This is a genomic window from Rhodopseudomonas sp., from assembly GCF_036404135.1.
Lineage (GTDB): Bacteria > Pseudomonadota > Alphaproteobacteria > Rhizobiales > Xanthobacteraceae > Rhodopseudomonas_A.
In genome coordinates this window covers 1-11822 of the sequence record NZ_DASWPE010000087.1, presented here as the reverse complement: position 1 = coordinate 11822, position 11822 = coordinate 1, and the positions used below count along the sequence as shown (strand labels likewise).

Here is an 11822-nt window from a genome sequence, read left to right as displayed (position 1 = left end):
TTCGATGGAACGACGGACGAAGGCCCAAGCTGAGGTTCGGGCTTCAAAGCCCTCGGATGACCCGGTCTCTCGTCCGCCACCGCGCGAGACAGCCTACCGCCTCGCCCAGCAGAATTTAAGTTACAAGGATGACGGCGCCGGCGTTGGTGCGACGCAGCACTTCATAAGACGCCGGCACCCAAACCGCGCCCGGCGCGCTCCGCTCACTCGACGTCGAGCGGCGTGGTGCCGGTGACCTCACCGCTGGAGTCGGTGGTGATCTTGTCGACCCGCGCCTCCGCGGTGCGCAGCAATTCCTCGCAGCGCCGCTTCAGGGCCTCGCCGCGCTCATAGATCGCCACCGATTCCTCGAGCGGCACCTTGCCGTCCTCCAGCCGCTTGACGATGGATTCCAGCTCCTCGATCGCGCGCTCAAAGCTCAGCTTTCTTACGTCGGTGGCGGCGTCGGCCATGGGGTCTTCCTGCGTGCGGTCGGCTCCGGCGCGGCAGCGCTTCGGAGCGGGTTTGGCTTGGGAACGGGCGTGCGGCAGCCCTAAAGCCGGATTGGGGCGAAATTCATGAGCCCATCAGGGCGGCGACGTGGGCGTTCACCGAATCCCTCAGGCCCTGCAGATCATAGCCGCCTTCCAGCACCGAGACGATCCGGCCGCCGGCGCTTTGCTCGGCGACGTCCATCAATTTGCGCGTCACCCAGGCGAAATCCTCGGTCTGCAGGTTGAGGCTGGCCAGCGGATCGCGGCAATGCGCGTCGAACCCGGCGGAGATCACGATCAATTCCGGGGCGAAGGCTTTCAGCCGCGGCAGGATCAGATCGTCGAAGGCGGCGCGGAATTTCGCGGTGCCGTCCTCGGATTGCAGCGGCGCGTTGACGATGTTGTCGTGCTCACCGCGCTCGCCGATCGCCCCGGTGCCGGGAAACAGCGGCATCTGATGCGTCGAGCAATACATCACGCTGGCGTCGCCCCAGAAGATTTCCTGGGTGCCGTTGCCGTGGTGGACGTCGAAATCCACCACCGCGGCGCGGCCGATGCCGTATTTGCGCTGCGCGTAGCGCGCGGCGATTGCTGCATTGCCGAAGAAGCAGAACCCCATCGGCTTGCCGATCTCGGCGTGGTGGCCGGGCGGCCGTGTGGCGACGAAGGCGTTCGACACGGCGCCGGTCATCACCGCGTCGGTCGCCGCCACCGCGCCGCCGACGCTGCGCAGCGCGGCTTCCCAGGTGCCCGGCGACATCGAGGTATCGCTGTCGACGAAGATCAGCCCCTCTTGCGGCGACATCTGACGCATTTCGACGATGTGGTGATCGGTGTGGCACAGCGCGATGGTGTCGAGCTCGGCCTCCGGCGCCTCGCCGCGCTGCAGCGCACCAAAGCGCGCTTCCGCCAGTCCCTGGTTCACCGCGCGCAGCCGATCGGCGCGCTCCGGATGACCATACGGCGTGTCGTGCTCGAGGCAGGCAGGATGCGTGATGTACAGTGTGGTCATGAAATCCACCTGGCGCTTGCGCTGCGCGGTTATGTCACCTCAATCTAATTGTTCGCCGCAGGTTCCGAAAGGGCCGCCAAAAGGCGTAGGGCGAGAGTCTGAGCGAACGGCAGCTAATAAAACCATGCGCCCCGCGAGCGAGCACTGAGCTCACCTCTCCCCGCGTGCGGGGAGCTGCGTATGCCGCAAACGCGACAATGCGCCGGCGGCTTCCCCCACCCCAGCCCTCCCCCGCAAGCGGGAGAGGGAGTCCCGCTGCCGTCGCGGCAGCGCATTGCTTCTCCTCAATCTCAGCTTGCTCTGAATTCGGTGTGATGAATGGCGGATCGCGTTTTCATCTCGATATTGACGGCGTCGTTTCCCGATCCGCTGCGCGCTCCCTCTCCCGCTTGCGGGGGAGGGTTGGGGTGGGGGCTCTCGAAGGCCGCCGAGATTAGTTCAGCCGCCGGATTCGATCCGCGGCCGTCGGCGCGAGCGGGCTGTGGGCGCGGAAATAAGCGTCGAGCGCGTCGACGTCATAGACCCCGATGCGCGGTTCGGTGCCGGATTTGAACGCGGTGAAGCCGTCGCCGCCGACCGCGAGGAAGGCGTTGATCGTCACCCGATAGGACTTCGCCGGATCGATCGGCTCACCGCCAAGCCGCATCTCGCGCGCTGCGATACGGTTGCCGGGCTCGGCCGCGCCGTCCCAGGCATAGCTGAAATCGCGCGACACCTGCAGGATGCGCGGCCGCGCCGGATCCTGCCATTGCTGCTCCAGCGCCTGCTTGATCTGCGCGCCGCTCAGCGTCAGCGTCACCAATTGATTGCGGAACGGCTGGCTCGCGAACACGTCGCCATAGCTGACGTTGCCGTCGTCCTTCAGCGCGATCTCCATGCGGATGCCGCCGGGATTGGTGAAGGCGATCACCGCGCCGCCGCGGTCCTGCGCGCGCGTGGCGTCGAGCTGCGCGTCGGCGACGACGTCGCCGAGCACGCTTTCGCCCGCCGTATTCGGCAGCCGCGACAGCGCCGCGGTGACCGCGCCGGCCGGCCGCGCCGCCAGCGGACCCGCGACGCGGTCGTAGTCGGCGATCAACTGGCTCTGCGCGGGGTCTTTCGCCAGATCCTGGCGCACGATGACGTTATCGGCCTGGGCGCTGATCACGTCGCGGCTGTTGCGGTCGAGCTTGAGATCGATCGCGGTGACCAGCGTGCCGTATTTGTCGCCGGAGGTGACGAGGCGTCCGTCGATTTTGCAATTATAGGCGCGGTGGGTGTGGCCGGTGATCACCACGTCGACGGCGTGGTCGAGCCTGCCGACGATGTCGACGATCGGCCCGGAAATCCCCGGACAGGCATTGTAATCGCCGGTGGGAAAGCCGCCCTCGTGGATCAGCACCACGATGGCTTCGACGCCCTTCGCCTTCAATTCCGGCACCAGCCGGTTGACGGTCTCGGCCTCGTCGCGAAATTCCAATCCGGCGACGCCGGGCGGCGACACCAGGTTCGGCGTGCCGCGCAAGGTGAGCCCGATGAAGCCGACCGGGATGCCGGAGAATTCGCGGATCGCGTAGGCCGGCAGGATCGGCTTGTCGGTCGCAACGTCGATGGTGGAGGCGGCGAGATATTGGAATTTCGCGCCGAGGAATGGATGCGGCCCCTGGCAGCCGTCGACCGGGTGGCAGCCGCCGTTCTGCATCCGCAGCAACTCGGCGCGGCCTTCGTCGAATTCGTGATTGCCGACCGAGGCGATCGCCAGCCCCATCATCGACAGCGATTCGATGGTCGGCTCGTCGTGAAACATCGCCGACAGAAACGGGCTGGCGCCGATCAGGTCGCCGGCGGCGACGAAGATCGAATTCGCATGGCCGTCGCGCAATTGCTTGACCAGCGTCGCCATCTGCTCGGCGCCGCCGGCCGGCACCTGCACGAGCTTCTCCGGGTTCGCCGGATCGTGGATCGCGATGCCGCCGGGCGGCGGCAACAGGTTGCCGTGGAAATCGTTGATCGCGAGAATCCGCAGATCGACGCTGTCCTGAGCGGCGGGCTGCGCCATGGCGCCGCAGCCGGCGGCGCCGGTCAGCAGCAGCGCTGCGGCAAAGCTTGCGAAACGATCAAAGCTTGCGAAACGATGATGGGTCGGCGTCATGCGGGCTCTGGTCCTGGCGATGGGCGTTGCCATCCATTCGCGCATCGCGGCCTCGTATTGCAATGGAAATCTCGCCCGCGCGGGGTGCTGCCGGCGTTCGCTTGCTATTTGCAGTCCGCTTCGCGACAACTCCTGAAACAAATCATAAATTTGTGAGCGCCCTTTTTAATCCGACGCTCGCGCGGCTGCGCGCGATTGACCACAGCGCGCTTCAATTCGGGACACCGGCGTGGCGCGCCGAAGCGTCATCCTGCTCTGGGTTTGATTGAGCATGATGTTTTTTCCGAAAACTGGTGTCCCCTTTTCGGGATCATGCGCTAATGTCGGTTCCGCCGTGCAACGCGGCAGACGTATTTCCTCATGCCGCCCGCCTTGGTGCCGGCGTGAGCCGCTGAAGGATTGCCCATGACCTCACGCTGGTTGGTTTTCGGAGCGCTGGCCGTCGTCCTCTCGAGCGCGGCGCTGGCGCAGCAGCCGCGCTATGCCGCCCGCGACAACCCGCGGCTCGCCGATATCATGGAGGCGGCGCGGGTGCGGCATCTCAAGCTGTGGTTCGCAGGCCGCGCGCGCAACTGGGAGCTCGCCGATTACGAAGCCGCGCAGCTCAAGGCGCGGCTGGAGGACGCCGCGTCGTTGTATCAGAGCCTGCCGGTCACCGACGTCACCACCATGGCGGCGCCGCTCGACGCGCTGAGCGCCGCGATCGCAGCGAAGAATCCTGCGAAATTCACCGCGGCGTTCGATCAGCTCACCGCCGGCTGCAACTCCTGCCACCAGGGCAACGCGCGCGGCTTCATCGAAATCCGCCAGCCGACCGCGCAGCCGTTCAGCAACCAGGAATTCGAGGGGAAGAGGTAGGACCTCGTCGATCCGCGCGTCGATTGCGCGGGGCAGGTAATACGCCTCAACGAGTCGTCCCTGCGAACGCAGGGACCCATACGGCGCGGAGCTGCGATCAAGCACGGTTCAAGCCAAGTAGCTCGCTTGGCTCTCATCCTTCCAGATCTCACGCCAGGGATGATGGGTCCCTGCGTTCGCAGGGACGACGCTCATGCAACACCAGCCGCCCGACCACCCCGCCTTCGCCTGGGATTATCCCGCCCCCTTCACGCTGCAGGTGGCGCCCGAGGCCGCGGACATCGACGGGCTCGGCCACACCAACAACGCGGTCTATGTGCGCTGGTGCGAGGCGATCGGCTGGGCGCATTCCGAAGCGCTCGGCCTCGGGCTGATCGATTGGCAACAGCTCGATCGCGCGGTGGCGATCCGCCGCGGCGAATACGACTACCTGCTGCCGAGCGCGCAGGGCGACGCGCTCACGCTCGGCACCTGGATCACCGCCAGCGACGGCAAGCTGTCGATGGAGCGGCGCTTTCAACTGATAAGGCCGCGCGACCGCGCCATCATCATGCGCGGACGCTGGCAACTGGTCTGCATCGAACTCTCGAGCGGCCGGCCGCGGCGGCTGCCGGCGGAATTCTTGCAGATCTATATGCCGGCGGTGGTCGATAGCGGCGCGACGTGAGCTACTTCTTGCGGTCGAAGAACCGCTTGAACGCCGCGATCGCCTCGTCCGAGGTCATCCGCTCGCCGAACAGCCGGCCTTCGTGGTCGATGCGTTCGATCAGTTGCTCCGCCGGCAGCTTCAGCAATTGCCGCGACAGCGCCACCGCCTCGGCCGGAAGCCTGCAGATTTCCGCGGCGACCTTGCGGGCCTCGGCCCGCAATTGCTCCGGCGGCACCACCTCGTTGACGAAGCCGGCGTCGCGCGCGTCATTGGCGTCGATCTTGCGGCCCATCACCAGCAGCGCGAAGGCGCGGTGATGGCCGATTGCGCGCGGCACCAGCAGGCTCGAAGCGCCTTCCGGCACCAGGCCGAGCGGCACGAAGGGCGTGGCAAAACTCGCGGTGCTGGAAGCGATCACGTAGTCGCAGTGAAACAACAGCGTGGTGCCGATGCCGATCGCGGCGCCTCCGACCGCCGCCAACAGCGGCTTCTGGTTGTTGGCGAGCGCGTGAAGAAACGTCGTGGCCTGCGACTCGCGCAGGCCGGCACCGGCGCTGCCGGCTTGCAGAAAATCTTCCAGATCGTTTCCGGAGGTGAAGATGCCGCCGGAGCCTTCGATGACGAGACAGCGGATCGCGGCGTCGTGTTGCGCCGAATTGATCGCCTCGGCCATCGCGCGATACATGTCTTGGGTCAGCGCGTTCTTCTTGTCGGCCCGGGTCAGCGTGATGATGCGCGTGGCGTCAGAATCGACGACGGTCAGGTGGCCGGTCATGGGAAATCCTTGAGGGGGCTGGGGGTGGTCCGGGCAGGTTTCAGGTTTCCGGCGGAGCGCCGAGGGCAAAAATCTTGCGGCAGCGCCGCCACAATCTGCCTTCGGTTTGCCGCAAGGTTTTTACGCCAGCAAAATCGCCTCGGCGCCGCGCAGCGCGCCGAAGCCTTCGGTCACGGTGCGCTCCAAAGCGGTGGCCTGCACCGTGACGTTTTCGGCGAAGAACCGCGCCAGCGTGACGTAGCGCTGCGGATCGCCGAGCCCGTCGATGTCGCGCGCCGCCAGCGCTTCTTTCGCCAGCACGCAGCCGCCCAGCGTCGCGCCGAACAGCCGCAGATACGGCGTAGCGCCGGCCAGCGCGTCGTCCGGTGCGCTCGCCACCCGCTCCAGCAACCACTGACTTGCGCGCTCCAGCGCCGCCAGCGCCTCGCGCAGTTTCGCGCCGGTCGAGCCGAACGACGGATCGTTGGAGGCTTCGACGTCGTCGACGGTGGCGGATAGTTCGCCGATCAGCGCCCACACCGCTTCGCCGCCGTTCGGCGCCAGCTTGCGGGTGACGAGGTCGATCGCCTGGATGCCGTTGGTGCCTTCATAGATCGGGGTGATGCGGGCGTCGCGAAAATGCTGCGCCGCGCCGGTGTCCTCGATAAAGCCCATGCCGCCATGGACCTGCACGCCGAGCGAAGCGACCTCGTTGCCGATATCGCTGGCGTAGGCCTTGGCGATCGGCGTCAGCAGCGCCGCGCGGGTCGCAGCCTTGGCCTTGATCGCCGGATCGTCGGCGCGGTTGGCGATGTCGATCGCCACCGCGGTGGCGTAGCAGATGGTGCGCGCCGCGGCGGTCATCGCCCGCATCTGTAAGAGCATGCGCTTGACGTCGGGGTGCACGATGATCGGATCGGATTTGCTGGGCTTTTCGCCGAGCGCGCGGCCCTGCTTGCGCTCCTGCGCGAACGCCAAAGCCTGCTGATAGGCGCGGTCGGCGATGCCGACGCCTTCCAGGCCGACCGCGAGCCTGGCCTGATTCATCATGGTGAACATGCATTGCATGCCGCGATGCTCGTCGCCGATCAGATAGCCGATGGCGCCGCCGTGATCGCCGATCGTCATGGTGCAGGTGGGGGCGGCGTGGATGCCGAGCTTGTGCTCGATGCCGGTCGGATAGATGTCGTTGCGCTCGCCGAGCGAGCCGTCGTCATTGACCAGAAATTTCGGAATCAGAAACAGCGAGATGCCCTTGGTGCCGGGCGGCGCATCGGGCAGCCGCGCGAGCACGAAATGCACGATGTTGTCGGTCATGTCGTGGTCGCCATAGGTGATGAAGATCTTGGTGCCGGTGATGCGATAGCTGCCGTCGCCGACCCGCTCGGCGCGGGCGCGCAGCGCGCCGACGTCGGAGCCGGCCTGCGGCTCGGTCAGTTGCATGGTGCCCGGCCATTCGCCGGACACCAGCTTCTCCAGATAGCGCTTCTTCAAGGCGTCGCTGCCATGGGCGTCGAGCGCCTCGATCGCCGACAGCGTCAACAGCGGGCACAGTCCGAAGGCGACGTTGGACGCCGCCCAGATTTCGGTGCAGGCGGCGTTGATCGCCAGCGGCAGGCCCTGGCCGCCGAACGCCTCGTCGCCCGACACCGCGTTCCAGCCGGCCGCGATCCAGCGCTGATAGGCGTCGGGCCAGCCCGGCGCGGTGGTCACCTTGCCGTGCTGCAGCTTGATGCCGTGCTCGTCGCCGACCCGGTTGAGCGGCGCCAGCACGTCGGAGGCAAAGCGTCCGGCCTCTTCCAGCACCGCCGCGGTGATCTCGCTGTCGTAGTCGCCATAATGGCCGGCGACCACGGCGGCGTTGAGCCCGGCGCCGTGATTGAGGGCAAGCAGCATGTCGTTGATCGGCGCGCGGTAGGTCATGGCGAGTCTCGCTTCTGGTTCGGTGGCGCTGATCGCCGTCTTCCCACGAAACCGGCCGGTCCTCAACTGGGCAGCCGCGCCGGCCGCCGGGAGGTTGAAATGCGCCGCTTCCCTCTATAGACCGGCGTTGCCAGAGGGAATCTGTGTGGCTATCGTCCCGCCGCTTTCCAGACAGGTCATTGGGGCGTCGCCAAGTGGTAAGGCAGGGGATTTTGATTCCCCCATGCGGAGGTTCGAACCCTCCCGCCCCAGCCAATTGTTATTGCTCGGAAATCTCGCTTTGTTCCGGTCCACGTTCTGAACACCCGTTTTCACTGATATTCTGAACGCTCGTTGCTTTTTCGTTCACCAGCCTATGGGCGTGGCGCTTGCGAGTTGCCGACAGCGCGCGGGCTATGTTGCGCTTGGCATAGCCCTCGTAGGACTGCTGCGTCCGATGCGCCGACAGCGCGCGGCCCTGGCCGTCGGTGAGCTCGGCTTCCTCGAGCTCCGTCATCCCGCCGTGGCGACACGCGTCCAGCGTGAAGGTGGCCGGCAGTTTCAGCTTCTTTCGCATCCGCTGCACGATGTGCTGAATCGAGCTCTGCGCGAATGGCTTGGACTTGCCGGGCGCGACCTCGCGCAAAATCATGGGCACGCCGCGGTGCGGTAGGTGGGCCAAGATTTCCTCGGCCTCCGGGTAGAAGTGTACCACACCCCCATCGGTGGTCTCTTCCAAGGGGTGCAGCACGATCGCCCCCGTCTTGTGGTGCAAGATCCTGATGATGGTCGGCGCGTCTTTCGGGCGGTAGTCGGCCCACGTCAGATGGCCGGCAATCACGTTCTCAGGCCGCTGAAGCCACTCGAAACAGATCACGGCTGCGGCGGCCACCTCGACCTCGCCATGCTCGATGCAGCCGTAAGCGAAGGCGTAAACCTGATCACGGGTGACCGCGGCCTTGGTCGCAACGATGCGCGTGTTCATCGTCACGCCCGGCCAGGGATTTGGGATCTCGTCCTTCCCGGTGTTGAAGTACTCCGGGAACAGGCGGTGGACGACGCGCCAGGCCTTGCGGCACAACACGACGGCCTTCTCCGCCTGGCGCAACCGCAGCTGGCCCTTCTTGCCGATCGTGAATTTCTCGTAGAGCTTGTCGGCGGCGCGCGGCGTCACGGACTTGATGGGCTTGCAACCGATGCGCTCGCCGGCCTTGGTGGTGGTGTCCGTCACCATGCGCATGGTTTTTTCGTAGCTGCTGCGCGAACCCGGCGCCACCTTCTCCAGGTAGGCCTTCGATCGCTTGTATTCCTGCATCAGCCAATCGATGGTGCCGGCGCGCGGCGCGCTCTCACCCAAGACCTCGATGCCTTTGCGCAGGTCGTTCCACTCGTCGATGAGGCCGTTCAGCGTAGCGGCGCGCTCGACCATCTTGGCGAAGTCGGTGCCGAGCGGCTCATTCGCGACGGTGCAGCCGTATTTGCGGTATCGAGACGGCACGTTGAAATAGAACCCGGTGCGGCCCAGCTTCAGCGGCTTCGGCACCACGAACCGCGGCAGATCGACGTTTACAGTTCCTCGGCGAGATCGCCGGCTGAGAGGCTTGGGGCTATCGCCCGGTCCAGATCGTCGATCAGCCATAGTTGTCGCCGTCCCTGTTTGACCCTGGGCTGAGGGTAATCCTTGCCCACCCGGCGCAGGAAGCCCTCAATGGTCTTCTCGCCGCAGTATCCGGCCGCCAGGTCGGCTGGCATCCGGCGCGGCCAAGCGCCGTGGGGTATCGCCGATGGGCGGGCTGCTCGGCTCATTCTGAAAGCCTTACCGGCTGCAGCGACCGTAACTCCGCCTCATGCTCCAGCGCCAGGCGGCGCCAGCGGTCCCGGTCGGCTGATGTCTGCCGCTCGGCGTGTTCGGCCCGGTCCGCACGGGCCAGGGCCGCCCGGTGGGCCGCCTCGGCCCCCTCGCGCGCCCGAGTCTCTCCGGCGATCTCGGATTTGAATTTTGCGACGATGGTGCGCAGCTGGCGGAGTTCGGCCAGCACGTCCCGAGGCGGCGCTGATGTGGACGCTTTCTCACTGGCGTTTCCGCCAGTGACGGTTTCGGCGCTGGCGAGTGATTGGGCGCCGGGCAATCCAGGCGGCGGAAGGTGGGCGCAATCCAACATCGTCACCCCTCCGCATCGGGCTGCGACAGATTCCAAGAAGCGATCTCGCTAACGACCGCGACGGCGTCGGAAAGCTTGTTACCCATCGCGAGCGCGCAGTTGAACAAGATCTCAGAGTAGCGCTCGGCGTCGTGTTTGTTGGGCCGCATGTCCTTCAAGAAGTCGGCGACCAGATAGGCTTTAGCCCGCGTGCGGTCGCACTCGGATTCGATGAAGTTGTGAGCCCGGCCGAGGGTGCGTGGAAGGTTCATGACCGCCTGAGCCGCCGCATCGCTCGCGATGAAGTAATCGTACAAATTCATCATGCCGCAGACGTCGTTCGCGTCCTTCATATGGCAGAGTTCATCAAGTAGATCGGCCTCGGCTCCGACGGGCGCGATGTTTGCATCGACGACATCCAATGCGGACTTCTCGCGCGAACTCTGCGGCTCCGATTGCGGAATGATCTGCGGCGGGTTTGTTGCCACCCCATCTCTCTTCCGGGGGTCTGTCTTGCACGGCATCACATACGCTGATGCGCCGGGCATCAGGTCGAATTGATCGCTGAAATAGTCGCGTAGGCCATAGAGCAGCCGGTCGATGCGACCAGCCGCGCGGCGTCGATGATCCGCATCGACGCCATTGATGGTCGCGTCGATTTGGGTTGAGGCGAGCAATACGTTGAACGCAGCCCCAAACTTCGATTGGGGAGACAGATTAGCAGCTTCGTCCATCAGTTCGGAGAGTCGATTATCGAGCGCCACCGTGGCGTCGTCGCCGATATCGGTGTCCCCGTCGGCAACCGCATCAAGGATGCTGGCGATCTTTTCGTAACTAGCGGCCAGATTTGCGACAGGGCACACCTTGTCCGACGAGATGTCAGCATTCCTGTGCGGCGGAGCCTGATCTCGCTTTGAGCTCGGTAGCTGAAGCATTTCAAATACTCCCCGATCGGACGCGCCGATCACGCGCCGAAATAAATGGCGATGGCAGTAACAACGGTTGAAAGGAAAAGTGCGATCGCGACGAAGAGCGCGAGGTCCCCGATGGCGGTGCGGATCGTGTTCATTGCCGCGCGCCCCCGTTCAGATCTTGAATTTCGACGCCAGCCGCACCCGCCGTGACGGCGGCAACATCCATCGCGCTCGCGGCCGACCTTCGGCTGCCAGCGGGTGGCGAAATCGCGGCCGGGGGCGAGCCGCACCATGCCAGCACGGCAGCGACCGTTGGCGAAGGTGTGCAGCAAATCTCGATAGGTCGCGGTCATTGCTTCGGAGCCTCCGCTTTGCTTGGAGAAGTCCCGTGCAATGTTCGGAGCATTTCGAAATGCCGTTCGGGCACGTCGATCCCATGCTCGGCGCGGACGTAGTGGAGGAAGGCGAGGAGGTCTGCGGTGGCCCGGCAATCTATAGCTGGCACCTTCGGAAGGATTTGGAGGGCTGCAAGTGCTGCGGGCAAATGCCGCGAAAATTTGGTTTCGCCAGATTCGATCTCATAGATCGAATTTTGCGAGGTACCAATCAAAGCTCCGAGGGCGGCCTGGGAAAGTCGATGCTTCTTCCGGGCTGACTTGATTGCTGTCGAGATGTCCGGTGTTACTTTCACGGTTTCACCTCGCGCGAGGTGATTCGAATGCTGTCCGGCGCGTGGGTATCCGCCGATGCCGTTACCGACGATCCAGACGCCAAAGCGCAGGATCGCGCCACGAACGACTTGCGGTCTATGGAACTGACGTTGGTATCCGCCGGCATGTCGCGCGGCGATCGGCGTCGTCACCGGCCTCAACATCAAGGTCGATCTCGGACCCGAGGCGGCCAAGGCCATCAACCCGGATGGGTTGATCGCCGGCATCTTGCTGGGCGACTTCGTTTGCTCGGGCGACTTCACCGTGTTTCTGACCGA

The 11822-nt window shown here is 65.2% G+C and carries 13 protein-coding genes and 1 tRNA gene; 3 read left to right on the top strand and 11 right to left on the bottom strand.

What is annotated here, in order from left to right:
• Positions 1-203 precede the first annotated feature (203 nt).
• The 3 genes from VGC77_RS09695 to VGC77_RS09685 all read right to left on the bottom strand — a co-directional run bounded on the left by VGC77_RS09695 (position 204) and on the right by VGC77_RS09685 (position 3616).
• A complete protein-coding gene (locus VGC77_RS09695) occupies positions 204-452 on the bottom strand; it encodes an exodeoxyribonuclease VII small subunit (RefSeq protein WP_331171357.1) in 249 nt (82 codons plus the stop codon).
• 103 nt (positions 453-555) lie between these two features.
• Positions 556-1485, bottom strand: a complete 930-nt coding sequence (locus VGC77_RS09690) for a histone deacetylase family protein (protein ID WP_331171356.1) — start codon at positions 1483-1485, stop codon at positions 556-558.
• A gap of 433 nt (positions 1486-1918) precedes the next feature.
• Complete coding sequence (locus VGC77_RS09685; protein ID WP_414709634.1) at positions 1919-3616, bottom strand: bifunctional metallophosphatase/5'-nucleotidase; 1698 nt, start codon at positions 3614-3616, stop codon at positions 1919-1921.
• A 405-nt stretch (positions 3617-4021) separates the two neighbouring features.
• Here VGC77_RS09685 and VGC77_RS09680 point away from each other — a divergent pair, with 405 nt between their 5' ends.
• Together VGC77_RS09680 and VGC77_RS09675 are read left to right on the top strand one after the other, a co-directional pair.
• Positions 4022-4474 (top strand): hypothetical protein, encoded by a 453-nt coding sequence (locus tag VGC77_RS09680; protein WP_331171355.1) that lies wholly within the window; start codon positions 4022-4024, stop codon positions 4472-4474.
• Positions 4475-4667: 193 nt separating this feature from the next.
• Entirely contained in the window at positions 4668-5141 is a 474-nt protein-coding gene (locus VGC77_RS09675) for an acyl-CoA thioesterase (protein WP_331171354.1), read from the top strand.
• 1 nt (position 5142) lies between these two features.
• On the opposite strand, the gene VGC77_RS09670 is transcribed toward VGC77_RS09675, so the two are convergent.
• A complete protein-coding gene (locus tag VGC77_RS09670; protein ID WP_331171353.1) occupies positions 5143-5898 on the bottom strand; it encodes an enoyl-CoA hydratase-related protein in 756 nt (251 codons plus the stop codon).
• Positions 5899-6018: 120 nt separating this feature from the next.
• The gene (locus tag VGC77_RS09665; RefSeq protein ID WP_331171352.1) at positions 6019-7800 is read right to left on the bottom strand and encodes an acyl-CoA dehydrogenase; all 1782 of its coding nucleotides are present in this window, start codon (positions 7798-7800) and stop codon (positions 6019-6021) included.
• Between the two features lie 180 nt (positions 7801-7980).
• Between VGC77_RS09665 and VGC77_RS09660 the strand changes: the two genes are divergently transcribed.
• Positions 7981-8055: transfer RNA gene (locus VGC77_RS09660), tRNA-Gln, on the top strand.
• A 4-nt stretch (positions 8056-8059) separates the two neighbouring features.
• Here VGC77_RS09660 and VGC77_RS09655 read toward each other — a convergent pair.
• From VGC77_RS09655 to VGC77_RS09630, 6 genes are all read right to left on the bottom strand, one after another.
• Positions 8060-9322 (bottom strand): site-specific integrase, encoded by a 1263-nt coding sequence (locus VGC77_RS09655; protein ID WP_331171351.1) that lies wholly within the window; start codon positions 9320-9322, stop codon positions 8060-8062.
• Positions 9323-9345: 23 nt separating this feature from the next.
• On the bottom strand, positions 9346-9531 hold the full coding sequence (locus VGC77_RS09650) for a hypothetical protein (protein ID WP_331171350.1): 186 nt from the start codon (positions 9529-9531) through the stop codon (positions 9346-9348).
• A gap of 50 nt (positions 9532-9581) precedes the next feature.
• Positions 9582-9941, bottom strand: coding sequence for a hypothetical protein (locus VGC77_RS09645; protein ID WP_331171349.1), 360 nt, complete (start codon positions 9939-9941; stop codon positions 9582-9584).
• Positions 9942-9943: 2 nt separating this feature from the next.
• Positions 9944-10855, bottom strand: coding sequence for a hypothetical protein (locus tag VGC77_RS09640; RefSeq protein ID WP_331171348.1), 912 nt, complete (start codon positions 10853-10855; stop codon positions 9944-9946).
• 29 nt (positions 10856-10884) lie between these two features.
• Positions 10885-11187, bottom strand: a complete 303-nt coding sequence (locus tag VGC77_RS09635) for a hypothetical protein (RefSeq protein WP_331171347.1) — start codon at positions 11185-11187, stop codon at positions 10885-10887.
• A partial coding sequence (locus tag VGC77_RS09630; RefSeq protein WP_331171346.1) for a helix-turn-helix transcriptional regulator occupies positions 11184-11822 on the bottom strand: 639 nt, incomplete at its 5' end. The genes VGC77_RS09635 and VGC77_RS09630, both read right to left, overlap by 4 nt.